This is a genomic window from Geobacter sp. OR-1, assembly GCF_000813145.1.
Taxonomy (GTDB): Bacteria; Desulfobacterota; Desulfuromonadia; order Geobacterales; family DSM-12255; genus Geoanaerobacter.
Genome location: NZ_BAZF01000015.1, coordinates 37,403 through 63,482, shown reverse-complemented (window position 1 = coordinate 63,482; position 26,080 = coordinate 37,403). Strand labels below are relative to the sequence as shown.

Here is a 26,080-nt window from a genome sequence, read left to right as displayed (position 1 = left end):
CATAACCCGGTGCCTTACCATGGTGTTTTCGTGTTCCAGCTGTTGTCCGGCCAGGCGCCGGTCGGATGGCAGTTGACCATGTAGGATGCAGATGCCCCGCCTTCACCACCGCCGAGCGGGAAGCTGCCGCCGCCGTAGCCGGCGCCGTTGTTACCGCTATACTCATTACACCCGGTGCAACTCCCTGAGCCTGCCGAACCACCGGTTTGCTTACGACCTTGGTGGTTGAAGTCGAGGCAGTTGGTTACCATGAGCCGAGGCAGTCCGCTCGTGTGCGGAGCATGGCACTTGGAACAGGTGAAGGTGTGCTGGATGGTGGGGTTTGCTGTTTTCCAGCCCTTGACCGATTCGTGGATTCTGTCCGGGCTCTTCCAGGTATGGTCGGTGCCGTTGGTCAGGTTGTTTTTGTAGTGACAGCGCAGGCATAGCCCGGCGAACTTGCTGTCGTCTTCGGTCACTATCTGGCGGATGTCGGCATAAGCGCTCGCTGTTCCGCCGGTAGCCGGGTTGGCGGCATCTTCTCTGTAGGGGGTTGTCATCCAGGTTCCCTTGAGCATCGGAACGGCATACGCCTGCTTGCTCCCCAGAGATGGGCTCACTCCATGCGGGTCATGACACGGGGTACAGAGGCCGTTGATCTTGTTCTGACCGGCGGTGGAATGGTTGAGGTAGCTCGATGCCTTGAGGTGTCCCCCTTTGATCGGCATATTCATGTATGGATAGCGATCCATGTAGGGTGCAGCAGACGCCCCGAACATATCCGAATCAACATACCCCTTGATCGACTTGCTGGCGCCGAATGTGGATTGGTAGCCCCACGGGGTTGTTCCGCGGGTGCTGGTCAGATGGCAGTCGAAGCATTGGCCGGCCCCGGCGCTGTATGGGTTGATCGCGTCGGGTGCGGAATTGGCGGATGCCTTGTAAGACATGGTATAACCGCCTTTGCCAGCCTGGGTTTCCTTCAGGTTGGCGCCGTTTTTGGTGCCGTTGAAGGTCACGTAGCTTGATGTTGTTCCGACCACGCGGGATCCGTGCGAGTTGTGACAGTCATAGCAGGTAACGTTATAGGCGCCGTTTCTGGTGTTGGCAAAGGACTGGTCGGTGCCGTTGTTCGGGTCGAACCCGCCCTGGTTGGCAACGGCATTGCCATGGCCGGAGAGCGCCTTGGTTACTGTACCCTTGCCGTTGGTCTGGTATTTTCCCCAACCGGTCGTGCCGGTCTGGGAATACCTGGCGGCAATACTCTGCCTGTCCCAGGCGTACTGACGCGGGGTCTTGCAGTCACCGAACGGCTGGGTGGCGTTGTTCTGGTCGCTGTGGCAGCCGAGGCAGTGATTGGTGATTTTCGCTACTTCCTGCCGCTCGGTGGTGATGTTGCCGAGGGCCAGTTTTGCCGGCGTATACTGGATTGCGGTCGAATAAAGCCGGTAGGTTGCCGGTCTGGTGCCAGGACCCCATACGACCAGGTCCACCTTGGAGTTTTTCACCGAGGTGTAAGTTTTGTAGTTGTACCCTTCATGGTAGCGGACATCGATAAGCCCTTCCGGGGTTGCTTCCCAATGGCAGGAATAACACTGCTTGTTCGAAACAGTTACCCCCTGGACATGGTGCGAGGTGCCGTTGAACTGTCCCATGACGTCAACGCGGTTCCCGACCGTGCCGGTATGGCAGGTGGTGCATCCGCGCGGCTGGCCGAAGGCTGAATGGCGTGGCACCGGCTTGTTGTTGTGGCAGCTGTTGCAGGGCTTATTTTCCGCATGGCTGTCAGTGAACCGGTGCTGGTGGCAGTTGGTGCAGACCCTGCTGGAGTTGTGGCCGTCGCCGTAATCGTTGCCGTAGTGTTTGCTCAGCTTCGCCCCCTGCAGCGCATGGCAGACGTTGCAGATGCCGTTGTACGGGGCAACGGTCCTGGCATAGTCCAGGCCGCTCTGCTTGCGGGTGAAGGAGACCTGTGCCCTGGCCAGCGGCAGACCCGATTTGCCGTCGGTTGCTGTGGCCACCTGGTCGTGAATCATGTAGATATTGCTGTCGCCGTGGGGGTCGTGGCAGTCCCAGCAGAACTTGCCCCCCTTCCACACGCCGTTGGCTTTGTATTCGCGGTAATGCTTGTAGCCGAAGTGAGCGGACGAGGCCCGCGCCTTCTTAGGCTTTATGAATCCCGTTCCGGGGTCGAACCCGATGGCATACTTCAACGGGTTGTTCGCAGGCGCGGTATGGCAGGAGTTGCACTCGCCGCTGCTGTCGTCGTCATGACACTTGAGGCAGACCCCCATCATTATATACTGGTTCCGGACATCTTCCTTCTGGTCTTGTGACCAGAGTCCGGCTCCGGAATTGTGCAGCTTGATGTCGTGAGTCGGGTTTGACGGATCGATAAAGTGGCATTGAGATGTTATGCAGGAAACCTGTCCCGAGACCATCGGGGCATGGTCGGGGCGATTTGCCGGGGTGCCGTCCGGCCAGGCGGCATTAGGGTTGGCCGGGATATCCTTCAGTTGCTTGGCCAGGGACTCCTTGTTGTTGTGGCAGCCGAGACACTCGCTGTCCAGCCCGCTCATGTGGCAGTAAACGCATTCCTTTTCAAAACGGTTGGAAAACTGGGAATGTCGTCTGAGACGGAACAGGTTGGTTTCGTCATTGTGCAGGACCGTATTGTCGTGGCAATACCAGCATGGGTTGCCGGGGAAGTTCGCCGCCGGGTTCCCTGATACCGGGTAGCGGCCGGAAGTGGAGTACCGGCCATGGCCGGTTGCATACCATTGCGACAGGTTTATCCGGGCGCGGGTCCCGTTGAAGGTAACATAGCTGTCCTGGTCGGGATTCGAGGTGCCGTGGCAGCCGAGGCAGATAACCGAATTGTTGACCGACCCACCCCAGACCGGGTCGGTACCGCCGGCGTGACATGCCGTGTTGCTGCAGATTTTTGAGACCGGGTTGTATGAGCCCCCCTGTTTGAATACCACGTCTTTTGTCTTGTTGACATGCACTGCGCCGTTCAGGTGCGCCACTTCGGTCATGCTCCCCGGAGGTACGCCGGTTGTATGGCACGAGGTGCAGGAACCGTTGATTATGGTTGCCGCATGGCACTCGTCGCAGGTGAAATTGGTCTCCGTATGGCGTGGATGGGAATTGGCCCTGGCATTGCCGGCCCCCAGGTTCGGGAACATCGGCAGAGAGGCCTTCCATTCTTGCCCCAGCGGCCAGTGGTAACTGCTCATGCTGCCGAATGCCGCAGGGAGCACCCATACCTTGCCGATGACGTCTACCCTGCCGTCATGGCAGCCGGCAGTGGAACATGATTCACGGGGGTGTCCGTGGCATGAATTGCAGTTGGTCTTGGGTTCGTTCCAGCCAAACTTGCGGACGGCATCGGGATTGGTGGTGCCGTCGCTGTGGCAGTAAACGTCGCTGCATTGCTTGGTAGCCGGATCGTAGGTCGGGTTCGGTCTGCCGACGATGTTCCATTTGGGATCGAAGACTATGTCCTTTGAGCCGTTCAGATGCCTGGTAAAGGTGGTGACGGTGTTGAATCGGGTGACCGTGGCGTTGTGGCAATAGTAACACGGGTATTTTCTGATCCACCGGTATCCGACCAGGCGGTCATGGCCATTGGAGGCCATGGTCAGGGGCGGGGTGCAGAACCCCCGTGCCGAACTCCACACCCCTTGGGTCGAGGCGCAGTTTGCGGCGGTGTTCTCATTTGCCGTCCCTTTGTGGCAGGAATCGCACTGCATGGTTATGCCGGTATCCGACCATTTCACCGGGATTCGCGGCAAACCGTTGCGGGCATCGCTGTGACAATACGTGCCGTTGCAGGATTTATCGGCACCGTAACTGCCACCTTCCTTGAAGGCGACATCCTTGACATTGTTGACGTGCAGTTCCCTGTTGACGACGGTATTGGCGGTATCCACCGTATTCTTGTGACACCGCTCGCATTTGAAGTTGTACCGTGCTGTATCCGTATGCCTGCCGTGACGGCCGCCGAGAGTGGTCTCCGCACCACCGCCGGCGTGACATCCTGTGCAGTCTCCCTGAAGAGTGCCCCCCCATGTCGGTACCACTATCGGAGGACCGTTGTTGCCGTTGCTATGACAGTAAAGGTTGGCGCAGCTGCCGTTTCGCTCGCTAGGGAGCTTTTTGAGATAGGTCGCGTAACTCACGTCCCCGGAATAATTCCCCCCGTTGTTCGGCGGCGCGGCAAATTGGACCGACAGTCCGCGTTTCCCGGCGCTGGTGGCATGGGCAAATGGTGCTGCCGATGCCAGATGGTCGAGGTGGCACTTCGAGCAGGATGTCGCAACCCCGTAATAATCACGGTGTTTAGTGCCGGAGCCCGATGCTGCTGGATGACTGCCGTCAGCCGGCGGGAACTCATGACAACCGTTGCAGTCGCTGGTGGCAACGTAAGCGGGGCTCCCCCATACCGGGGTGATCTTTTCAAAATGACAATTCACATTGGTGCAGCTGTGGAGCAGGGGGGTGGGGGTCTGGGGAAAGTAACCGCTGTAACTGTAATTGTTGTAAGTTGCTGGGGAGGCTGAGTTGTTGATATTGCCGGACAGACTGATGAGGCCGTTTCTGTGGGAGGTGTTGTACGACTCGCTTCCGGGGTGGCATTTAGCGCAGACTGCCGGAGCTCCCGGACCGGCTATGTGGGTCCGGTGACTGCCCGGAAACGCCCCGGTGACCGCGTTCCGAACCGGATCATTGGCAGGGGAGTCGATAGGCCGGTAGTCGCTCTCGCTCCGGTTGCCGTGACAGTCATAACACTGGATAGCGGCGCGCGATATAACCGGGGCCAGAATGAATCCTGACAAAATTGTCATAATTAATAAGCATTTAGAGAAGTTTGCGGCACATTCTTTCTTTGGCCCGCCCATGTTCGCTCCTTCTTGTATCGCATGGATATCGCTTGCGCATTCCTCCTCCGGCACCAATCTAATGATTGCGCGGGATTAGAGGCAGATTACAAAAATGTTTGAAAATCAACATGTTACCGATATCGAAATTACAAGTACGGTGCCAAACAATAGAATATATAATTATGTGGAATTGTTAATAAAAGTCTTTTAACTGGTACGCGGCCGCAAGAAGGGACAATTCTGGTGATCGAAGACCGGAAATGAAAGAACGGCAGTGACTTGGATCTGCTTTCAGAGTATGTTGGCAACTCGACTAGCAATTTCTCATGTAAGGTAGAGTGAAACCGGTTACGGCTAAATCAACGTTGCAAGTAATTTACGAAAGTTTCATAATAAATTTTTTAAAAAATCTGTCGAACGCCTCAGGTTGTGGAACTGGAATCACCAGTTTAAAAGGACGAGGTTTCTGCTGGAGGAGGCCGCTCACAGGGATCTTGGAAATATGTAGGGTTTCGGTAGGGGGCTTTTGTTGTGAAAACGTTTCTAGTTTTTATTGAGGTTTGTTGTATTTTGTTCGGGTCTTATTTACTTGCTGCGGGAGAAGTCATTCCAAAACCATGGCAAGCTCGATACGGGGCCAATTTAGGTCCACTGGGCCGAGTGACGATCTTAACGCAAAAGGGTATAGACGCGACTACGAAAAAAAGATTACTGGAATTGATTCAAGGCATGACTTCCGAAGAAATTCTTCAATACGACCTAAAGTCAAATGCCTCCGCAACAAAAACTCTGATAATGCTTGGCTCCCCAACTGACAGCAAAATTGAACGATATATTAACATGCTGAATCTTAACCGTGATTGGAGTCAGTTAGGCAGTCAAGGTTATTTGCTTTATGCAGGGGAAGTCAAAAATAAAATTATAATTCTTATGGTTGCAAATACGGAAGTTGGCAGATATTACGCGCTTCAGTCACTCAAACAGCTTCATGTCACTAACGGGAATGAATTTTATTTTCGGGCAGCGACCATTGTTGACCGTCCCTTGTATGAAACAAGGGGGATTGTTTTCGGAGATTTTAAAAGATGGTTTAATGGCCCGCCAGTCATTCATGATCGCAAAACAATTTATACGGGTTGGCCATATCGGGAAAGAGCCCAACAACTCAAATTCAATTTTGTATGGTTGGCTGGCTGGGATGATGCTCGAAAAAGAAGTACGTTGCCCTTTAATGATTCAGACAAGAAAAATTTAAAGGCATTTTTTGAAGATTGTTCAAAAAACTTTATAACGCCATCTGTTGGTCTGAGGCCTTATCGACAGTTTCCTTTCCCCGGACGTGAGAAGGGCGGGGTTATGTATTCATCTCAACAAGACGTTGAAGGGGTTACGAGGAATCTTCTCACCTTATATTCAATTGGATTTAGGAATTTATATTTGGCATTTGATGATATTCCGCCTGATTCGTATTTTTTATATGACCAAGATAAAGCAATGTTTAAACATTTGGGTGAGGCGCATTATCATTTTATTTCACGAGTATACTCTAAACTGAAAAAGGTGGCTCCAGACATTGTGTTTAGAATTATTCCAACAGAATATTCGGGAGTTCATAATCTAACAGAAGGCGGGAAAGCTTACCTGAAATCTGTTTCAATGCTGCCGAAAGAAATAGAATTCGTTTGGAGTGGAAGGACATATAGAGATCCAGTTGCAGACAGCAAGGAAGCCCAAGATTTCTCGCATGTATCGGGTGACAGAAAAATAATCGTTTGGTCAAATTATTATCCTGGAAAGTATTATCCTAAAGCTGCCGGTCAAACACCTATACCGAAAATAGTTGCTCCATTTAAAGGTGGTGATGAAAACTTATTTCGTTTTACATCCGGGTTTTTTTTCCTGCCTGTTGACCAGCCTAACGAAGATGGCGCCCATGTCTCGTGGTATACAACTTCTGATTATATGTGGCGCCCATCAGATTACTCGCCTGACGATTCATTTAACCGCGCATTGAAATATACAGCAAAATAATGTGTAAGAACGTTTCAGTTTTGATTTTGTGCGATGGAGAGTAAATAGAATTTATGGGACAAATTGCCAACGCAATATTGATTATAGGGGCATCATTTTTTGCAATTAGTCTTTTATTGAACGTGGGCAATTTTATAAAATATCTTCAGAGCATTAGAGGTTCAGCTAAGTTTCTTGGCTTAGTTTGGTTTATTTGGTTAATAGGGCTCGGGTTATGGTTCGGCAGGGATGAACCTCGTGTCGCTTTGGGTATTATGGACCGGTCGGCATTACTGCAGGTAATGTCAGTAGTAATCGGTGGGATTGCATTTATTGTTTTATCAATTAATAATGCGTGGGTTAAAAATTTGCGAGGGCCTCTTCTCTTCCTCATACTGTATGGAATATACGGAGTTTTGACCTCTCCGGTATCACCGGCTGTTTATCTTTCAGTATTTAAGGCGATTTCAATTGTTATCCTGGCATTGTTGGGTGTTGTAGCTGTTAATATTCTTCGTAAGCAAAACCACTCAGAATTTCTTGTCGAAATATCCTGTTTCTACTTCAGCATACTATTATTGTTGTCTGCACTCGGAGGAGTATTAGTCCCGCACATAACGCGTAAACCTAATCCCGGTCTTTTCGGGTTTCTGTTAGAAGGCTTCCCACATCTTAACTCGAATTCTTTATCATATATTGCTGCAATCGTAGCGATCACGGCATTATGTCAATATGGCAGTAATAACTATAAGTTCTCTTCAAAGACCTATGTTATAAGTAAAATTATTCTGGCAATGTCGGTATTGTTACTTGCCCAAGGTAGAACCGCAATAATAGGGCTTTTGTTATCATTTGTCATGTTGTCAGTTTATATGCCAAAGCTGAGATATCTTCTCTTTATGATATTTTTCGCAATACTTCTCGGTTACGCAAACTACGCAATTACAGGAAATTTAGGGGACGGTTTTGGTACCGTCGAAGCATATCTTCGCAGAGGAGCCACTGAAAAGAGTCTTGCCTCTATGAGCGGACGTACCGATGCTTGGTCAATCGGGTGGGAGTCTTTTTTAAAAGCACCAGGAATCGGCCATGGTTTTTATTCATCAAATTTTATTGGAATTGCAGCTCATAATTCATATATTAATGTACTGATAGACTGTGGAATGATAGGTTTTTCAATATGGTTTGCCATGCTTGCTTCAACTTTAAACAGATGTCTATTTGTAATAAATAGATGGTCTAAAAACGAAGATTTTGACCGCTATACATTTAATTTACAAATCGGATCTATTCTAATAATTCAATTTTTACGCACAATAACTGGATCTGATATCACGGTTAATTCATACTCACTTATATTATTCACTTCAATTATTGTATATGTTTATTCTGTTGATACAATGAAATGCGCAACGGAAAAGACAGACCTTGTTCAATATCCAACCAATTAACCCGGAACTATAGATCTAAACAAATGCGCAGCAATACTTGCTTCTCTTATTAAGATACTTATGCATATCGGAATGAGTATATGATCAATATTCAAAGATCTTTAGGGCTATTGATAAATCCAGACGAAGTATATTTCGATTATGAATCTCCCAGTGCCAAGGTAATGAATTACGGCTGTGGCAACCGCAAGAAGCCTGGGCATATAGGTGTTGATATCGTCAGCAGTGCTGATGCGGACTATGTGGTTTCGCCAGGGGCACCTCTACCATTTGCTGATAACACGTTCGATATGGTTATCAGCCGTTATGTATTGGAACATGTGCATGACCTTGACCAGTTACTATGTGAAATCAGCCGAATTCTGAAACCAAATGGCGTGTTTCGGTTCTGTGTTCCGCACGCATTCAGTATTGATATGTACGATGACCCCACGCACTGCCGTTTTATTACTTTGCGCACGATGAACTATTTTACCGGGTTAAGTAACGTGCACTATACGAGTTCAAGGTTTACTCGGTCTATCCCATATTTACGATTGACGTTGGCTTGGCCGCGTCTTCGCTTGATTCGCTATCCGGTAAATATTATTTTGGGGGGGATCGGGATGCTGGCGCCTTTTTGTGGGGAGCAGTTGATAAAATTGCCATTTATCAACGGAACACTCTTTTTCGAACTGAGAAAGTGAATTTCAATAAAAAATTCCAGATAAATATTTTACGTTTTGCATTAAGCTTCCATGATTGAACATACTTTTGCCATTGCAGGAAAATGACCATGATTTATATATTTTATAATAATGATCCTTATGCTGATGATCAAGGAGGGGGCGCAGAACATTTCAGATGTATTCATCGGGCATCAAAAAACAGCCATTTAAATTTCAAATTTATTGCGACACGCATTGCTCAAACAAATGAACCGGTCCATTCTGATGTTGAATATATATCGAAAGGGACTAATTTCTTCAGATATTATATCGGATTGTGGTTTTGGTTCTTTGTTAATAAGAATGCAATATCAGAACATGATGTCTTTCATTTTCATAGAAATTACGCTGCTTGGCCAAAATATATTCTGATCCCAAAAAATGGAAAAGTAATAATTACCTACCACGGGATAACAGGTATATTTCTTAAGAACAAACTTGGAGTGTTGTCTTCCCCGATCAGGAGGATAATGATGTTGCTGGAACGAAAGGCTGTTAATAAAGCTGACCGTTTGATTGTTGTTTCGAGACGAACTGCTGAATCTCTCAAAGAACAGATCCTGCTTAATAATTACAATCGAGTTAGTATTATCCCTGCAGTATTGAATACAAAAAACTTCTCAGAATCAATGCCACCTGATCCGAATTTGGCTTATAAGCTGGTTATTGTTTCAAGGCTTTCTGCTGAAAAGAACATAAAGCTGGCTATCGATGCTCTGTTTGAACTTGTCAGCACCGGTCATAATTATACTCTCACTATTGCCGGTGATGGAGACGAACGGAATAAGTTATTTGTACAATCGCAAAATCTCGGCCTTGCTGATCGGATAACATTTCTTGGCCGTATCCCCAATATACAAGTTCCGAGTCTTCTTCAGCAACATGGGATTGTTTTGTTAACCAGTCACGTTGAAGCATCTCCGACAATCGTAAAAGAGGCAATTTTCGCCCAACGTCCGATTGTGACGACTGACGTTGGCGACGTGCATGAATGGCTTGATAATAAATCCTATGGTTTTATTTGCCAACATACTGTCGAAAGCGTTGCAGAAGGCATTCAAAAAGCGAGTGTTTTGGTTTCCAGTGGCATGTACAATAGGACAATTAACTTGGACGATATCTCGGAAAGCTCAATTATGAACCGCGTGCTCAGGATCTATGATGACCTTTCGGCAGGATCGATCTCAAGAATCGATGACATTTAAACTTTCCGGTCGCACATTATCGCTCCTCTGCCGATCATCTTGGGTCTTTTTCGCAAAGATATCCTCGGCAATATGCGGTTTTGGCATTTTCTGGATTATTGCCCGACATTATTCCATTCAGCAGGTGGGAGAATATGTCTTTCTTCAAAGTGTTTCTGCTTTGGTAGTTATGACCTCTAACTGGGGGGTAAACGAACTGGTTTTCAGGGAGTGTAGTCTTTATCCTGAACAGTCCGGTTCTTATCTCAAAATCTCAAGAAAAGCCAAAGCAATTTTGGGCATAATGCTTGGTGTTGCCAGCGGTTTGATTTTATTCGGATTGTCACACTATTCAGTGAATATTTTCCTGGCACTCTTGATTACAGCAATGACAGATGCGCAAACAATCAGTTACTTTATGATTTTGAGGGCTAATGATGACAATTTGACTGAAGGTATTGTCTTGCCCACTAGAGCAATAATTAAATTATTGTTCTGTTCCAGCTTGTTCCTGGTTGACTTCAATCTGCTGGAACTTTTGTTGGTTATGCTCATTGCGAACCTTCTGGCACTGCTAATAGTTGGGCGGCGAACTAATTACAAGATACGATCAATTATTGCCGAGTTTCCTGAAGCCAATAATACAGTAGTAAATATTTTAAAAAGATCGACTCCTTACGCTCTTAGTGGAATAGTCGGTAGTATGAGTGCTCAGGCAAGGGTTGCATTGGTAGGTGTGCTTGGTGGTTCAGCGCTAGTGGCTCAATACAGTGTTGGAATGCAATTTTATCAAGTGATAAACTTTATTCCGAGTGCCTTGAATATCACCATACAACCCCGGATGGCAAGGCTTTATAGTAATGACCAAATGCTCTGGAGGCATGAAGTAAAAGTCTTGCTTGGCGGTGTGGCTCTCCTGGGAATATTGATCGGAGCTGGTTGTGTATTTATATTACCCCTTATTGTTGCCAAATTTTTTGGTGAAAGATATGCATCTGCACTGGAGCTTTTCCCATTTTTGGGTATTGCATGTTCTCTGAACGTTATGTGGGTTTCTATTCTATCCGCAGCAATTATTGGTGCGGGAAAAGTTCTTAAATTTGTTCGGATGTCCATTATTGAATTGGTTGTATCACTTAGTTTGGCCTGCTTGCTGATTCCGCAATTTGGATTGGTCGGCAGTGGGATAATGTTCATTACCAGTGATTTAATTATCTTCCTATTGTTAATGAGATGGTTCTGGGGCGAGTCAAGAGATATTAGGTCATGTAATTACGAAAAACATTGAGCTGTTATGGTGAAACAAACACAGACTTTGGTCCTGTTTTATAATGCCATTAAGGTGTAATTTAATAAAGTGCTTAATAATACGAAACAAAACAGAATAATCAGCATTCACTGGGGCTTTATCCCTGGTGGCGTAGCTGTTTATGCAAGTGAAATTGAGAATGTATCTAACTATGCCCCGATTAGTTTGAAAAGTTATTGTTTGCATGCGCAGAAATGGCAACTTGATCATACCAGTATTGATAAAATGAACATTGTCCTCTTGCCAATAGTTTCGAGACTTGATCTGTCATGTATACTGACATTGCGAAAAATACTTTTGAAAGAGAAACCAGACCTGATTCTTGCTCATGGTTTCAACGGAGTCTTTGTTGCGGCTCTTTCAGGAGTTGGGTTTGATATTCCAATAGTATCCTCTTGGCATGGAGACTATTTCCCCAGCACACCGGCTCAGAAATTGAGAAAACCTTTATTTGACGCTCTGCAAAAGATCCTCTTTCGTTATGTTGTCAAGGATGTTGTTACCGTGTCCCGGTTTTCCAAAGAAATACTGGTTTCTAAAGGTGTCGACGAACAGAATATCAGTGTTATATACAATGGCATCCCTGATATCGAGTATCTCCCTGAAAAACGTGAAGAGATACGTAAGTCTCTTGGAGTGCCAGATGGTTGTTTTCTTGTCGGGACGGCTTGTCGTCTGGCGTCTCAAAAAGGGCTGCAATGGTTTCTTCATACAATTGCTTTGATAGTCGAGATCAGACAGGATGTTAGATTTGTTATCTGGGGTGATGGCCCATTAAAGAACCAGCTCTTAACATTGGCACAATCACTTGGGATTAATGGTTATATAACTTTTGCCGGATATCGATCAGATATTGCTTTATGCCTTACCGCCCTGGATTTGTTCGTAATGTCTTCCTTTGCCGAATATTTTTCAATTGCCCTCCTGGAGGCGATGCGGGCCGGATTGCCCATTGTTGCAACACGGGTTGGAGGGAATCCTGAGGCTATCGAGGACATGGTTCACGGCATTCTTGTTCCATTTGCCGATCCGCAGGCGTTAGCCAACGGTGTCTTGACATTGCTGTCCGATGAAAAATTAAGGAGAAATATGGCGATACAGGCACGTGAGCGATTTCAGGCCGAGTTTACCTCAGAAAAGATGGTGGAGAAAACTGCACAGTGGCTTATGGATTGTAATCGTAGACATACATCGCTTCTTGCAGGCGAAGCATAAGAATGAGGCTGTTGTTTTTCTGCCATGATTTCAGGGCGAAAAATCTTCGCTTGATGCCCTGGCGCTATCTACTGGAAGTGTCTTCAGGTCTTGCCAAATCAGGACATGAGGTGTCACTGTTGTCGGTAGAAGACGAGCGGACAGTTGGTGGTGAGATTGTTGAGGGGGTAACGGTATATAGACTAACTGCACGGGAACTGTTTGTCCCAGGAGTGTTTACAGAGTTGACCGCCAAGGCCGAGTGTATCGTTTGGTCAGCCACTCCACAGGCAGTGCTCTATTATCGCTGTCTTTCACGATTGAACCGCCCGATAATTCTTCTGTTCACTGGGCCATTTTATTCGCTGAAGGAGGTCTTGCTTGCACAGTCGCAGCATATCCCTTTCCGGCAGCTCATATCTCATTACAAGAATGTCCTGGTGCCGCTTCGTTTTACCTCTTATTTGATTAATGCGCCATTTGTAAAGGCCGCGGCGGTTTTGAGCGAACGGAATGCCGGCCTCTTAATTGCTAATGGGGCTCTGCCTGCCAAAATCTGCCTCGCTCCCCCCGGGCATGAGCAGAGCAACGATATGATTGCACCTGCTGCAGTAGCGGAAATGCGGTGCAAGTATACCTTACCTCACGATAAAAATATATTGATGTATCTTGGCTCGTTGTACCGAATTCGTGGCGTAGATTTCCTGCTGGAGTCGTATGCTGTCGCTTGTCAGCGCAGTAACGATACCGTTCTCCTTGTCCTTGCCAGGACTGATAACCATGAGGAAACGACAGCACTGAGCCGCCGTGTTGAGGAGCTTCGCATCGCTGATCGCACAATTATTGTTCCAGGGCTCCTTCCCAAAAAATCAGTCCATGAGTATCTGATGGCTGCCGATGCGATTGTTATTCCATTTATTCTGGTGCCATCCGATATGCCGATCGGGGCCCTGGAAGCGATGGCGCTGGGGAAGCCGGTTATCACCACTAATGTCGACGGTATGCCGGAAATGGTTCGCAACCGGGGGATAGTCGTTCGGCCTGGGGACAAAGAGGGGTTGGCGTCAGCCATGAATTCAATTTGCCGACATGAAGAGCACTATGCTGGTTTACAAAAGAATTGTTTGCAGTACATGAGTGACTACCCGACATGGGACATGATAACCGAACGATTTGCCGGGGTGGTTGGTTCTGATGCGCAATGACCTTGCTGGACTGCCCCGGGTGATTTACATGACCGGTGTCGACGGGTCCGGGAAAAGTTTTTTGACTGAAAAACTTATTACCGAACTGCAGCGACAGGGTATTTCTGTCAGCCACCTTTGGCTACGGTTCTCCAATATAACATCAAAACCTCTCCTGGCTATCTGCAGGTTGCTGGGGCTGAACTACTATCTCGAAGTAAATGGTGTTCGTATCGGCTATCACGATTTCCATAGATCTTCGCTTATTGCGTGGCTTTTTATACTGTTTCAACTTATTGATACTTGGCTTATGACGGCGCTTAAGGTGTGGCCGAAGCTTGGGAGTTCAAACGTTTTGATATGCGACAGGGGCGCGTATGACACACTGATTGATGTCATGGTTGATACGAAATTACAACGCTTATATCGGACATCTTTGGGGCGGTTATTCGTCAAGCTGCTTCCTGCACCGCACAAAGTATTACTTATCAGTAGAAAGCCGGCGGCGATTTTTTGCTCACGACCGGATGTACAAGTGGACAAAAACTTTGACCTGCGCTGTGAACTATATGAAGATTGTGCCGCATATTTCAAGTGGTCTGTTATCGACAATAATGGAACCCCTGAGCAAACAATGCAGAAAATCCTGCAGGAGTTAGTATAGAAATGGCGCAAAAAGAAGTTCATCCAATACTACAGAGATTACATCTCGATAGATTAGCCAAGTCATATTTTGGTATTATCGCTTCTTACTGGTTATTTCAGGGAATGCTGTATATGGATAGGCGTGAGGCGGCTTTCAAGATCTTTTTGGATTCAATACTGGTTGGTTTGTTGGTTGTTTTACACGTAAATATTGTTGTATCAATACTCATAGCACACTCAATAAATATGTTTATCAACGGTCATTTGTATGTATTGAGAAAAAATATTGGCAAATGCCATTCAAACCCTAAAGATTTCATTGCCTATGTAGAGAAAATGTATTTACGAATTCAAGGGATCAAATTTTTAACTGGGGCTGCTGCCTATGGAAGCCTTTCAAGAAATGAATTCAAGTCGTCGTCTGACTATGATCTGCGGGTGTTCCCGGCTAATAACGCTACATCATGGTTAAAGGCAGTGGTATGGGTGTTTATTGAAAGATTCAGAGCATTGTTGCATGGTTTCCCGCTTGATATCTATGCGTTCAACTTGGAGGTACATGACAGAAAAATACGCTCTGATGAGCCGCCGATAGTTATTTTTGACCCATTAGGCATTATTGCGAGAAAATATTCAGCTTCAGTCTCATTCGCTGATTTCGCTGCGCGATTTAAGGCGACATACATTCCGAACGAGAATGATAGGAAGCACAATTATGTTTAACAAGCATAATGAATTGTGTGTTGTCTGTTCTGCAGGGGGGCATTTGACTGAAGCTTTAATGGCAATAGAAAATATACAAACTCCCGCATTCGTTGTAACATACCGTCTTCCTCATTTGGTTAATAATCCATCCGGATATGAAACTCACTTCATAATCAATCCGCATAAAAACCCTTTTAAATATCTTGTTAATTTTATTCAGGCATTCAGAATATATATTATGAAAAGGCCAAAATTTATTTTAAGCACTGGCAGTGGTATGACCATAGGGATGTGCGTGATAGGTAAATTATTTGGTTCAAAAATAATCTACATTGAAACAGGTGCCAGAATCTACAATCCTTCGTTGACCGGAAAGTTCATGTACTATGTCAGCGATCTGTTCATAGTCCAGTGGGAGCCTTTGTTAAAGCATTTCCCGCGAGCCAGGTACGGAGGTTTGTTGATTTGATTTTGGTTCTTGTCGGCACAAATCCTTACTGTTTTGAAAGACTGGTTCGCGCAGTGGATCTGTATGCCGAGCAATCGGGAGAAGATTTATTTGTCCAATTGGGGCACACCGCATATATTCCTCGGTACGCAAGCCATAGAAGATTTCTCGAAAAATCCGCGGTTCACGAGAAGATTCTTCAATCTGAACTGGTAATTACCCAGGGGGGATTTGGCAGTATAGCAGATTGTCTTAGAGCAGGGAAAAAGGTGGTGGCAGTTCCACGTAAACCGGAACTCAACGAAGCTCCTGACTGTCAAGAAGAATTAGTGCGCGAACTCGAAAGATTGGGATTAGTTACTGGGGTCTATGATATTGCGGATCTTCCTAGGGCCATAAATGAGGCGCGTACACGTGACATTGCTATTAAGCATTGTAACAGAATAGCAGAAATCATATCCGGTTTTATTGAGGATAATATTTGATGGACTTGAGTGTCATAATTGTTGAATATAAAGATACGGAAATAATTATACCAGCAATAAATTCCATCATCACTTGGTGTAATGATTCAACTGAAATAATTGTAACAAGTAACAGTTGTTATTCAGATGAAAAGCAAGCTGATATAATTTCTAAATTCTCAGCAGCCAATTTCATCTTCAATAGTGAAAACGTTGGGTTTGGCAAGGCGTGCAATCAAGGAATTTTGAGATCAACAGGGGAATATGTCCTGTTGTTTAACCCTGATTGTAGAATGCTGGATTCGTCAATAAAATATGCTGTCAAAATGATGGAAGAAAACCCTTATATTGGTGTAATAGGCCCTATGATTATCGATAATGCCGGAGAAATACAGGATTCATGCCGGTATTTCATGACACCGCTGAAGCTTATAAACCGATTATTGAAGCGTACCTTTAAATCAAATACCGGCTCGGTACTCGAAAGTGTCGATACTTCTAAACCCCAAACAATTGACTGGGTATCTGGCGCCTGCATGCTCGTTAGACGCAGCGCCATAGATTCCGCAGGGATGTTTGATCCCCGTTATTTCATGTATGTAGAAGATATGGATTGGTGCCGGACTTTTTGGAAGCATAATTGGGAGGTTTGGCATCAGCCTTTGTGGAAAGTCGAGCATAATGCCGGGAGAGAGAGTACGACAAGATTTTCAATAATGAATCGATTGATGTGGATACATATCATAAGTTTAGTCAAATATTATGCAAAGTGGTTGTTTATGAGACCAAAAGAAGCAGATCAAAATAATGCCAGTTAGTGTCGAGGAGACTTCTGATACAGGGACAGAATATGCTTTGGCAGTGAAATGAGACAGCCTTGTCGGAGCAAACTTAGGCCAATCAATGAGTCAAATAGGTAAGACACTGAAGACACGCACAGCAAACATATTTATATGCTCGGCTATAGCTGTTATTTGCGGCCTGTTGTACTTCGTACCCTACTCAAATATGTTGAAGTTATGGGGAAATGAAGACTTTGCTTACTGTTACTTCGTGCCACTTATTGCAGCCTATCTGGTATGGGAAAAAAGAAGGGAATTAGATAGAGTTCCTTCAGTGCCCTCATGGAGCGGCTTCGCTGTGTTGTTGCCGGGCATTGCGCTTTACTGGCTGGGTGAACTGGGGGGGGAATACTATGCCCTTTCTCTGTCATCTTGGCTGGTTCTGGTAGGTCTGCTTTGGATGTACCTGGGGTGGAACAAGCTCAAGCAAATTGCCTTCCCGATGTTATTCCTTCTGGCCATGTTCCCGCTGCCGAACGTGGTTTACAGCAACATGAGCTTTAAGTTGAAGCTCCTCTCCTCCCAGATTGGGGTCGCTATGATCCGGCTTGCCGGTCTGACCGCATTTCGGGAGGGTAACAAAATTGACCTCGGATTTACCCAGTTACAGGTGGTGGATGCCTGCAGTGGTCTTCGTTACCTGATCCCTCTACTGTTGCTCGGTCTGCTGCTTGCCTATCATTTCAATGCTGCCAGGTGGAAGAAAGCTGTTCTGGTTATCTCCACGATCCCGCTGACGGTACTCACCAACAGCCTGAGGATAGCTTCTGTCGGCTTTCTTTACCAGTTCTGGGGGGCAGCTGTTGCCGAGGGTTTTTTTCACGATTTTTCCGGTTGGTTGATCTTTATGGTCAGTCTTGCACTGCTGCTGGGAGAAATGTGGTTGCTACGGCGTATCGGAGGGGCTTCTCCTGCCGAACAAAGTTTCAATATCCAGTCTGGAGACAATGTCGGGAGCCGGTTCTCCTGGCAGATGATCGCTGTAGTCACTATCCTGTTGTTGGGGACACTGGGTGCTTCTCGTACCCTGGATTTCCGTGAAAAGGTTCCAATCGCCAGGCCTCTGCAGCAGTTTCCAATGACGGTAGGCGAGTGGCAGGGTGCCCGATTTGGGCTGAATGCTGACCTCTTGGCATCTCTACACTTGAGCGATTACCTGATGGCCGAATACCGCAATCCGCAAGGCAAGGTTGTCAGTATATATGTCGCCTACAATGACAGTCAGCGTAAGGGCGAATCGAGTCATTCACCGGCGTCGTGTCTGCCGGGAAATGGTTGGTCGTTTGAGGAGTCCGGTGTTGTCACTACTCCGGGAGCCGCCGGGCTTATGACGGTTCGACGCGCTTTCATACAGAAGAGCGGTGACCGCATGCTGGTCTACTATTGGTTTCCCCAGAGGGGTCGGATTCTTACCTCCATGGTACAGCTTAAGCTGTATGCCTTCTTGGATGCCTTGACCGTGCACCGCACTGACGGCGCTCTTGTCAGATTAATCACTCCGGTGGAGAACGGAGAACCGATCGAGTTGGCCGAAAGACGTCTGAAAGAGTTTGTCCAACTCTCAGTCCCAGCTCTGAATACTTTCATCCCGGGTTCCAGATGATCTTTCTTTCCACATTGCTGTTTTCGGTGATTTTTACCACTATTGCCATCCCGTTGCTGAGCAAGCTGGCATTTCGTTATCAATTGCTTGATATGCCTGACGAACGCAAGGTTCACACGCAACCGATCCCGCGCATTGGCGGGATTGCAATGGCAATCGGTGCTTTGCTGCCGATTTTTTACTGGGTATCGGAAGATAGGATGGTTCTTTCCTATCTTGCCGGCGCTGCAGTAATTGTGGGGTTCGGTTTGCTTGACGATATCTCCGGCCTTTCCCCTGTCGGGAAGCTGGCCGGACAGATTATTGCGGCACTCCTGGTGATATTTTGGGGTGGCATCAAAATCACCTACTTGGGGATGCTTCTGCCAGAAGGGGTGGTGCTGCCGGAGGTGGTTGCCCTGCCGATTACAGTGCTGGCCATCGTCGGCGTTACCAATGCAATTAATCTTGCCGATGGTTTGGATGGCCTTGCCGGTGGAATATCGTTGTTAAGCCTGGCTTGCATAGGGTTTCTTGCGTATCTGGAAGGGGACTTTTCGGTCGGGCTTGTTTCTTTGTCTCTTTGCGGCGCTGTATTCGGATTTTTACGGCACAATACCTTTCCTGCTACGATTTTCATGGGGGACACCGGGAGTCAATTTCTCGGTTACTCGGCTATTACCATGGCCCTGGCCCTGACCCAGGGTTCAACTCCCCTCAGCCCACTGCTTCCGCTGATCATCCTCGGGTTTCCGGTACTCGACACTCTGACGGTCATGACCAGCCGCGTAATAAGGGGGAAATCGCCTTTCTTGGCGGACAAGGCCCATTTCCATCACAGTCTGCTGGGTCTTGGTCTGCATCAGACCGAATCCGTGCTCGCCATCTATCTGATTCAGACGTTTCTCATTCTCTCTGCTTATCGATTCCGATTTTACTCCGATTGGCTGTTACTTCTTGCTTATATAGGATTTTCGGTAACGGTTCTGATAATTTTCTCTCAATCCAATCGTTATCATTGGCAACCTAAACGGCTGGCTCTGATTGTTAAGATCAAAGGTTTTCTTGGCTGGTTACGCGATGATACCGATACAATCAAATATCTTTTTGGCGCTCTTAAGGTAGGGATGCCGGTAATACTGTTGTTGACGGTTCTGTTGGCAAATCCTTTGGGAACATACTTAAAGATAGCAGCATTAATAACGGCAACGGTCTTGCTTTTGATAATGAGGTTCTTCCGGAACGGATTGGATGACTGGTTAAGAACGATTCTTTATTTACTGATTCCGATATCTATTTATCACAGCGACATAGTAGTCAGCAATTTTAGCAGCATGACCTTTAGAATATATAATTCTGCCTTTATTATCCTGGCAATTCTGAACATTTTGGTGTCTAAGCTGACTAAAAGGAAAATCGGTTTTAAAAGCACGCCGCTGGATTTCCTGATTCTTTTCATAGTACTGGCAATTCCCAATATTCAACAGACAAATTTGCATGATTTTCGTTTGGGGCTTGTTGCCGCCAAGATAATCATCATGTATTTCAGTTGCGAGATATTGTTTGCCGAGCTGAGAGGGAATTATCGGGGCATGACGAAAGTGACGCTGATAGCGCTGGTTGGACTTGCAATAAGATATTGATCGTAACTCTTTGATTTGGTTATTGCGCTGTTATTTTAAGGCGATTTCCACCGAATTCATCGGTCCGAGCGGATCTGTAAGGGAGCCGAACCAAATTACGGCAACATTCTTGTAGATCCCGACACCAAAAGCGAGAAGGTTACTGCTTTTCCAGATTCCTGATTCGAGGATCAGGGCATTGTGGCTCGGGCTTGCTTTCCAAGCCTTTAGTACATTGGCCGGAGTCACTTCAGAGTCACTTGTGGCATAGGCGTTTTCATACCCGTCGCCGGTGTAGATGAAGTTAGTGATTTCCCGCGGTTTGTCCCACATGGCTTTTGCGTAGGCATGGTCTTTCGTGTAGCAGACCGGCGTCCAGGAGCCATTGTTCGACCAGCTGTGGAGGGAGCAGTCAAACCCCCGACTGTCCGTTCCATCAATAGGACGGTTTTCGACCAGGTCAATCGCATGCATACGGGCAACCTTGTTCAGTGACCTGGAATTGGAAACCGGCGGGAGCCCGTTTGCTTCTCGATAGTTATTAACAAGCCGGGACAGCTCTGCTTCCGTTGCCGAGAGGCGAGAGAACTCGCCAGATTCGTCAATTACGCGCTTCATGAGTGTTTGAGTCGAATCCGGGATGGGGTCGGCATAACTTGTAGTGCTCACTCCGAGGGAAAGGATGGCTGCAAGAACCGCTTTCACCAGCATCTTTTGTAAGCGGATGCCATGCTTGACGCGGCTGGGGAGGATGTATCCCGCTTCTACGAGTACCTCACCAAGTTTCTTATTGGATAGTTCCTGCCTGCGAAGGGCATCCTCCAACTGCTCACGAGTAATATGCCCGGTGGCAACAAGCAGCTCGCCAAGTCTGAGAGGTGAAGTCTGAGGTGTTTGCTGGTTGATCTGAAAGTCGAGTAAGGCGTTCAGTTGTCTTTGCGTGAGTATGCCGAGGCGTTTGAATACCTCGCCAATTTTCTCGCCGCTTCGCTGCTGTTCGGCAATTACAAGATCAAGCTGATCGTTGGTAATATGCCCTGAATGAACGAGTAGCTCGCCAAGCAGCTGTCGCTCTCCAGCAGCAATTTTTACTGCATTGTTGATGTCTCCGAGGTGTTCTTGTACTATCAGCGGGGCCTTGACATCATCAGATGCCAGTACCCCCATCCTGACTAATACCTGCCCTAAAAGCTCCTTGGTATGTTTTTGCTGTTCGAGCGCATAATCAAGATTTTGTTGCGACATAAATCTGCCGTCCAGCAAAATCCTTCCAAACAGGCGGTTAGTTGATTGTCCCATGGAAATTATGTCCATACACTTAGTGGTGATTGGATGATGTAATACTTTAGTCCTAATTTACCATTTTTGGGCAGTTGATGTCCATACTTCAAATTATGCCTTTAGTTGATTAAGCATTTCCTGTGCCAGGCTGTTAACTGATTGATATGCGAGATGTATTGTCGGGGGAAAGCAAGATTAGCTGTCTGGTAGGTGGCTGATTGTTCAGAAATCTAACGAAATAATAAGAAAAAATGTTCACGAAATTAACAGGGATCGGGAGAGGGTACCATTCACCGGAAACACATGATCACTCATTCTTTCGATTGAGAACCAATCCTATGACTTTTTCCCTGGGGAGCATCTGGAGGGATTTCTGCACGTCGTTAACCGAAGTCTGCCCGTCAGCGCGCACCACTACAACAATAAAGTCAACCAGAGGGGCGAAGGCAAGGGCATCTGCAGAGGATAGCACTGAAGGCACATCGAAAATAATGAATCTCTCTGGGTACCGGGACTTCATCTCCTGAACAAGGGTCTTCATCCCGGGGGACCCAAGGAACTCACTGCTTCCGGTAACTGGCTGCCCACCGGAGATAACGGTAAGCTTTTCGATCCCAGGCCAGACAATGAGGTTTTCCAACGGCTCGCCGTTAGTAAGATAGTCGGCCAGACCTTTTGTACCGTTATACCCTAGAAGTTCATGGATCTTCTGCTGGCGCAGGTCGCAATCCACCAGTAGCGCAGTCTGGCTGAACTCTCTGGCAAAGGTCAGGGCAAGGTTTATTGAGGTCAGCGTTTTCCCTTCTCCTGGTAATGCGCTCGTTATCATCAGGGAGTTGCCACCGCTTTTCTGCGCGTGACGAATGATTTGCGCCCTTATCACCTTGTATGATTCAATTTCCGGCGCCAGACCATTAACGGCAATGCATCTGTTCCCCAGAAGGGTTTCGGGTACCACTGTCACTGACCGGGAAATCGAGTAGTTGGGCGATATCCAGCCCATTTTCCCCTGTTCGTTGGAACGATTGTCAGTTGTAATCTGCTGCGTTTTTGAATTTGCTTCCGTTGTCATGCGATCGGGTCTCCGGTGATCTTCAAGGCAAGGCTATATGGCCAGTTTCCGGGCAATCTTTGCCCAGAGAACATCCAGATCCATTATGAAAAAATGAAAGAACAGGAAGGCCGCTACAATTGTCAGAAAGACGGCAAAAATATATATTCGCCGCCTTTTCCCGGAACGAAGCAGGTCTTTTTCAGAAATAATCTCCGGGATTGTAGCAAGAACAGGAAAACCGGTAAGCCTGGTCAATGACTCTGCGGTTCGAACCGTCTGGTCTCCGGATTCCTTGATCGCCGCTACACCTACGCCGGAGCCGATTCCAAGAATCAAACCGATCAACAGCAATGCCGGCACATTGGGGCTGGCAGGTTTCTCCGGTATCCGGGCAGGATCGACAATTGTAAACCGCTCTCCCAGCTGCTCCTTTTCCATTCCGTGTGCCACTTTAGCTTCCATGGCCTTCCTGGAGAGGTCGTCATACTTCTGTTGCAGGTTGTTGCGCTGCACGAGCAGAGATTTATATCCTTCCTCGACCCGGGGAGAAGCGATAAGTCGGCCCTGATAACTGTCCCGTTTCCTGGTCAGATCAGACAGCTGTCGCTTGATGGAGTCAATCTCAGACTTGATGCTGGCCAGTTGCGCGGAAAGGGAGATGTATGCGGGGTTATCGGGGTTTGAGCCGGATATATCGCGATTTCCTGCTTTCAGTTGCCGCTCAAGAGCAGCAATCTCGGATTTCGTTTTCACAACATCAGGATATTTTTCTGAAAACCGGCTTTTTAGATCGACCAACCGTAGTTTAAGCTGATTCAGGGATTCCTTGTCGGTTGTCGAGAGTTCCGGCGGGGTATTTGCCAGCTGGGTTTGAAAATAAACCTCTTTTTCCCTGAGGGTACGGAGTTGATCGTTAAGTTGGCGTATATCGCGATCCGACTGTTCAAACGCCTGCATGTTGACCTGATTCAGTTCCGGCAGGGTATTGATGTTTTTCTGTTTGAAGCCGGCAATATTTGCTTCTATTGCGGCAAGATTATCCTGAATAGTCTTCATTTCCTCGGATAGAAATCTCGATGTGCCTTGAGACTGCTGTTCTCTGGCCTTTAGGTTCTCGGCCACATACAAGGATGAAAGCTCGTTGGCGACCTGTTGTGCGACTTCAGGTGATTTTGCTTCAAAAGAGATGCTGAATGCAATGGTGGCCTGTGCCGGCGCGACGGGATCAACGACATCAGCGCTGATTGTGTTGAACTTGAGATCCTTTTTCCGCATTTTGTCGACTATTTCATCCATGGTCAGCCGCGTTTTCAGATCAGAGTATAGATTGAAACGGTTAATTATTTCGAGAAGTTTGGGCGTACCCATGATCCTCTGATTAATCGTTTGCAGCCGCTGGTCGGCAAAACTCGTTATGTTGGCTTTTACGTATTCAGCAGGCACCTCCTGGGCCTCGATGAGAATTGTTGCGGTGGAGCGGTACTTTTTGGGCAAAACAAAAGCAGATATAGCCGCAATAAGGAAAATAGCGATGGCAGGTCCCAAAATATGGCATTTTCGTCGCCTGAAAATAACTAGAACTTCGTGAAGATTATTTACTTCTGCGTTCACTCCGTACCCCTGGTAATAAAAATATTGTCTGATTAATTAGAATAACGGTATCGGATATTGATAGGTCAGCCTGGCGAAGATTCTATTCCGATCGGAATTTGTATCGTTCAGACGGTCATGGACAATCGCATATTCGTAGGCGAGATTAAAAAACAGATTGCGGGTGAGTGCATATGTAAGACCCGGACTGATTAAATAGGTTGTTTTGTTGGTATCTTGGTTGGCCTGGCCGCTATTTTCGGCACTGTTCAAGAAGAAACCGGCAAAAAGGGAGCCACTGAATTCAGAGGAAAACTTGCGGGTTAGAAGAACGGTAACAGATGTCTGTTCCGTGGGAACGGCATATCCGGTAATATTCTGAAGATTGTGAAAAAAGTTGAGGTACCCTGTGGTAAAGTCATCGTGGTATTCGAGCGCCATCTTGGCGATCCATCCCCATCTCTCTTCATCCAGTTTACGCGGCACAAGAAAAGAATATTCCGAGACCCTGCCACCGACATCTGCCGAAATCGACCATAGTTCATGCAGTGACCGGCTGGCCCCGATTGTAGCGGAATATGTGTCCACTGTTGAGACATCCACTGCCGCTGTCGAATAGTCGGCATGGTTAAATCCGACGTCACCGCGTACTTTAACCAATGGGAGGATCTTGTTGAGATCGTACTCCACGCCGGCATACGCAAAGTGGGCAAAAATATCGGTCAGTAAGGACGAGTTGTAATTTATCTGCTGGTATGCATAGGTAAGGTTGCCTGCCAGTTTTTCGGTCATAATGTACTTGCCGGTGAGCGAATAGTCCTGCTGTTCCCTGGGACTGTTGATAACCAGACCTGACGATTCCAGAATCCTGTCGACTGGCGAGTCGCGGATATAACTCGCCGATGCTCCGGCTTTAAAGAGAGGGGTGAATTGATAGGATGCGGTTCCCCAATAATTCTGGTCCGTAGAGTTCAGGTCGCTTGCCGATGAATAGTAGAGCAGATCAAGGCGTGCCGATAAGTTGGTTGACAGCCGCTCCGACTTCTGCAGGAGCGAAACGGATGGAGAAACGGCAGTGATGAACGAACTGTCTTTTGATCGCTGGGAGAAGTGAATGTTATCGTTATATTCTTCCTTGAGGGACACTGCGGGTACGATGGCAAACTCTTCCTCAGCCCTGGCCTGGCCTGCAATCATGGTAACAAGTCCGATTACAAATACGTATTGACGCAGGGAATTATGGAACATAGATAACATCACCACGTTTCAATTCGATATTTTCATGGAGATTTTTCCCCTTGGTCACGGCATCGTAATCAAAGGGGAAAATAGTGGTCGTCCCATTTTCATAACGGAACAGTTGTATCTGATCGCTTTTGGCAAATGGGTTCAGCCCGCCTGCCATTGCCAGTGCCTGGAGCACGTTGATATTGGACACAAGGGCAGAGCGCCCCGGAGTATTGACGCGCCCAAGAACATAGATATGCATGCTGTTGCACTGCTTAATCTCTATGGTGAGAACTGGGTCCGGCACGAATTGGCTCAGTTTTGCCGTTATCTCGTTTTTTAATGCGGCCAGGGTTTTGCCTCCTGCCGTTAACTCACCGATGAGTGGCATGGAAATCTTGCCGTCCGGCAGTACTACGACAGTGCGCGTCAGGGTCGGATCCTTCCAAACCTCTATGCCGATGAGATCTCCAGGGCCGATGATGTAGTCACGGGTTGCTCCGTCCTTTTGGGCATTCGGAGCGGTCTCAGTAGTTTTTGGCAAGACATCGGCTCGCACAGTCTGGCTGATAGCCGATATAATGAAGAGAAAAATATAGGTAATGATGGCATAGCGAGACATATCAAGAGACTTTCACTTCTGTTTTAGAATTCTCTTACCTTTGATTTTGAGAAAAATAATATGATTCTGCGTAATTGTCAAAGGAATATCCGGT

At 47.1% G+C, this 26,080-nt stretch carries 20 protein-coding genes; 14 read left to right on the top strand and 6 right to left on the bottom strand.

Features of this window, described 5'->3' with window-relative positions; genetic code table 11:
• Positions 1 to 14: 14 nt before the first annotated feature.
• A complete protein-coding gene (locus OR1_RS14735; protein WP_082002978.1) occupies positions 15 to 4,829 on the bottom strand; it encodes a CxxxxCH/CxxCH domain-containing protein in 4,815 nt (1,604 codons plus the stop codon).
• Positions 4,830 to 5,396: 567 nt separating this feature from the next.
• Between OR1_RS14735 and OR1_RS14730 the strand changes: the two genes are divergently transcribed.
• The 14 genes from OR1_RS14730 to OR1_RS14665 all read left to right on the top strand — a co-directional run bounded on the left by OR1_RS14730 (position 5,397) and on the right by OR1_RS14665 (position 20,233).
• A complete protein-coding gene (locus OR1_RS14730; RefSeq protein ID WP_041972660.1) occupies positions 5,397 to 6,896 on the top strand; it encodes a beta-N-acetylglucosaminidase domain-containing protein in 1,500 nt (499 codons plus the stop codon).
• A 53-nt stretch (positions 6,897 to 6,949) separates the two neighbouring features.
• A complete protein-coding gene (locus tag OR1_RS14725; RefSeq protein ID WP_041972659.1) occupies positions 6,950 to 8,326 on the top strand; it encodes an O-antigen ligase in 1,377 nt (458 codons plus the stop codon).
• A gap of 80 nt (positions 8,327 to 8,406) precedes the next feature.
• Positions 8,407 to 9,012 carry a class I SAM-dependent methyltransferase gene (locus OR1_RS20975; RefSeq protein WP_052440485.1) on the top strand — a complete coding sequence of 202 codons (606 nt, stop codon included), beginning with the start codon at positions 8,407 to 8,409 and terminating at the stop codon, positions 9,010 to 9,012.
• 89 nt (positions 9,013 to 9,101) lie between these two features.
• Positions 9,102 to 10,238 carry a glycosyltransferase family 4 protein gene (locus OR1_RS14715; protein WP_041972658.1) on the top strand — a complete coding sequence of 379 codons (1,137 nt, stop codon included), beginning with the start codon at positions 9,102 to 9,104 and terminating at the stop codon, positions 10,236 to 10,238.
• A complete protein-coding gene (locus OR1_RS14710) occupies positions 10,228 to 11,505 on the top strand; it encodes a lipopolysaccharide biosynthesis protein (RefSeq protein WP_041972657.1) in 1,278 nt (425 codons plus the stop codon). Before OR1_RS14715 ends, OR1_RS14710 begins: the two co-directional genes overlap by 11 nt.
• A gap of 69 nt (positions 11,506 to 11,574) precedes the next feature.
• Positions 11,575 to 12,741, top strand: coding sequence for a glycosyltransferase (locus tag OR1_RS14705; RefSeq protein ID WP_041972656.1), 1,167 nt, complete (start codon positions 11,575 to 11,577; stop codon positions 12,739 to 12,741).
• A 2-nt stretch (positions 12,742 to 12,743) separates the two neighbouring features.
• Positions 12,744 to 13,925: a glycosyltransferase family 4 protein gene (locus OR1_RS14700; RefSeq protein WP_041972655.1), complete on the top strand. Its 1,182-nt coding sequence runs from the start codon at positions 12,744 to 12,746 to the stop codon at positions 13,923 to 13,925.
• Positions 13,915 to 14,568 (top strand): hypothetical protein, encoded by a 654-nt coding sequence (locus OR1_RS14695; RefSeq protein ID WP_041972654.1) that lies wholly within the window; start codon positions 13,915 to 13,917, stop codon positions 14,566 to 14,568. The genes OR1_RS14700 and OR1_RS14695 overlap by 11 nt, the downstream gene beginning before the upstream one ends.
• A 2-nt stretch (positions 14,569 to 14,570) precedes the next feature.
• Complete coding sequence (locus tag OR1_RS14690) at positions 14,571 to 15,272, top strand: hypothetical protein (RefSeq protein ID WP_041972653.1); 702 nt, start codon at positions 14,571 to 14,573, stop codon at positions 15,270 to 15,272.
• Positions 15,265 to 15,723 carry a PssD/Cps14F family polysaccharide biosynthesis glycosyltransferase gene (gene pssD, locus OR1_RS14685; protein ID WP_041972652.1) on the top strand — a complete coding sequence of 153 codons (459 nt, stop codon included), beginning with the start codon at positions 15,265 to 15,267 and terminating at the stop codon, positions 15,721 to 15,723. The genes OR1_RS14690 and pssD overlap by 8 nt, the downstream gene beginning before the upstream one ends.
• On the top strand, positions 15,720 to 16,187 hold the full coding sequence (locus tag OR1_RS14680; protein ID WP_041972651.1) for a glycosyltransferase: 468 nt from the start codon (positions 15,720 to 15,722) through the stop codon (positions 16,185 to 16,187). Before pssD ends, OR1_RS14680 begins: the two co-directional genes overlap by 4 nt.
• The gene (locus OR1_RS14675) at positions 16,187 to 16,984 is read left to right on the top strand and encodes a glycosyltransferase (protein ID WP_041972650.1); all 798 of its coding nucleotides are present in this window, start codon (positions 16,187 to 16,189) and stop codon (positions 16,982 to 16,984) included. Before OR1_RS14680 ends, OR1_RS14675 begins: the two co-directional genes overlap by 1 nt.
• Positions 16,985 to 17,069: 85 nt before the next feature.
• Positions 17,070 to 18,611, top strand: a complete 1,542-nt coding sequence (gene xrtD / locus OR1_RS14670) for a VPLPA-CTERM-specific exosortase XrtD (RefSeq protein WP_052440484.1) — start codon at positions 17,070 to 17,072, stop codon at positions 18,609 to 18,611.
• A 53-nt stretch (positions 18,612 to 18,664) separates the two neighbouring features.
• The gene (locus tag OR1_RS14665) at positions 18,665 to 20,233 is read left to right on the top strand and encodes an MraY family glycosyltransferase (protein ID WP_237754312.1); all 1,569 of its coding nucleotides are present in this window, start codon (positions 18,665 to 18,667) and stop codon (positions 20,231 to 20,233) included.
• Positions 20,234 to 20,263: 30 nt separating this feature from the next.
• On the opposite strand, the gene OR1_RS20970 is transcribed toward OR1_RS14665, so the two are convergent.
• From OR1_RS20970 to OR1_RS14640, 5 genes are all read right to left on the bottom strand, one after another.
• On the bottom strand, positions 20,264 to 21,457 hold the full coding sequence (locus OR1_RS20970; RefSeq protein WP_160295262.1) for a CAP domain-containing protein: 1,194 nt from the start codon (positions 21,455 to 21,457) through the stop codon (positions 20,264 to 20,266).
• A gap of 343 nt (positions 21,458 to 21,800) precedes the next feature.
• Positions 21,801 to 22,565 carry a hypothetical protein gene (locus tag OR1_RS14655; RefSeq protein ID WP_041972648.1) on the bottom strand — a complete coding sequence of 255 codons (765 nt, stop codon included), beginning with the start codon at positions 22,563 to 22,565 and terminating at the stop codon, positions 21,801 to 21,803.
• A 33-nt stretch (positions 22,566 to 22,598) separates the two neighbouring features.
• On the bottom strand, positions 22,599 to 24,158 hold the full coding sequence (locus OR1_RS14650; protein ID WP_041972647.1) for a Wzz/FepE/Etk N-terminal domain-containing protein: 1,560 nt from the start codon (positions 24,156 to 24,158) through the stop codon (positions 22,599 to 22,601).
• A gap of 36 nt (positions 24,159 to 24,194) precedes the next feature.
• Complete coding sequence (locus tag OR1_RS14645) at positions 24,195 to 25,385, bottom strand: outer membrane beta-barrel protein (protein WP_041972646.1); 1,191 nt, start codon at positions 25,383 to 25,385, stop codon at positions 24,195 to 24,197.
• Positions 25,375 to 25,986 (bottom strand): polysaccharide biosynthesis/export family protein, encoded by a 612-nt coding sequence (locus OR1_RS14640; RefSeq protein ID WP_052440482.1) that lies wholly within the window; start codon positions 25,984 to 25,986, stop codon positions 25,375 to 25,377. Before OR1_RS14640 ends, OR1_RS14645 begins: the two co-directional genes overlap by 11 nt.
• Between the last annotated feature and the right edge of the window lie 94 nt (positions 25,987 to 26,080).

What these genes read in the sequence shown, in the direction of transcription:
- OR1_RS14655 (WP_041972648.1), bottom strand. Translation starts at nt 22,565, where the DNA reads ATGACAACGGAAGCAAATTCAAAAACGCAGCAGATTACAACTGACAAT.
- xrtD (WP_052440484.1), top strand. Translation starts at nt 17,070, where the DNA reads ATGAGTCAAATAGGTAAGACACTGAAGACACGCACAGCAAACATATTT.
- OR1_RS14735 (WP_082002978.1), bottom strand. Translation starts at nt 4,829, where the DNA reads ATGACAATTTTGTCAGGATTCATTCTGGCCCCGGTTATATCGCGCGCC.
- OR1_RS14690 (WP_041972653.1), top strand. Translation starts at nt 14,571, where the DNA reads ATGGCGCAAAAAGAAGTTCATCCAATACTACAGAGATTACATCTCGAT.
- OR1_RS14700 (WP_041972655.1), top strand. Translation starts at nt 12,744, where the DNA reads ATGAGGCTGTTGTTTTTCTGCCATGATTTCAGGGCGAAAAATCTTCGC.
- OR1_RS14695 (WP_041972654.1), top strand. Translation starts at nt 13,915, where the DNA reads ATGCGCAATGACCTTGCTGGACTGCCCCGGGTGATTTACATGACCGGT.
- OR1_RS14645 (WP_041972646.1), bottom strand. Translation starts at nt 25,385, where the DNA reads ATGTTCCATAATTCCCTGCGTCAATACGTATTTGTAATCGGACTTGTT.
- OR1_RS14710 (WP_041972657.1), top strand. Translation starts at nt 10,228, where the DNA reads ATGACATTTAAACTTTCCGGTCGCACATTATCGCTCCTCTGCCGATCA.
- OR1_RS20975 (WP_052440485.1), top strand. Translation starts at nt 8,407, where the DNA reads ATGATCAATATTCAAAGATCTTTAGGGCTATTGATAAATCCAGACGAA.
- OR1_RS20970 (WP_160295262.1), bottom strand. Translation starts at nt 21,457, where the DNA reads ATGTCGCAACAAAATCTTGATTATGCGCTCGAACAGCAAAAACATACC.
- OR1_RS14675 (WP_041972650.1), top strand. Translation starts at nt 16,187, where the DNA reads ATGGACTTGAGTGTCATAATTGTTGAATATAAAGATACGGAAATAATT.
- OR1_RS14640 (WP_052440482.1), bottom strand. Translation starts at nt 25,986, where the DNA reads ATGTCTCGCTATGCCATCATTACCTATATTTTTCTCTTCATTATATCG.
- pssD (WP_041972652.1), top strand. Translation starts at nt 15,265, where the DNA reads ATGTTTAACAAGCATAATGAATTGTGTGTTGTCTGTTCTGCAGGGGGG.
- OR1_RS14715 (WP_041972658.1), top strand. Translation starts at nt 9,102, where the DNA reads ATGATTTATATATTTTATAATAATGATCCTTATGCTGATGATCAAGGA.
- OR1_RS14725 (WP_041972659.1), top strand. Translation starts at nt 6,950, where the DNA reads ATGGGACAAATTGCCAACGCAATATTGATTATAGGGGCATCATTTTTT.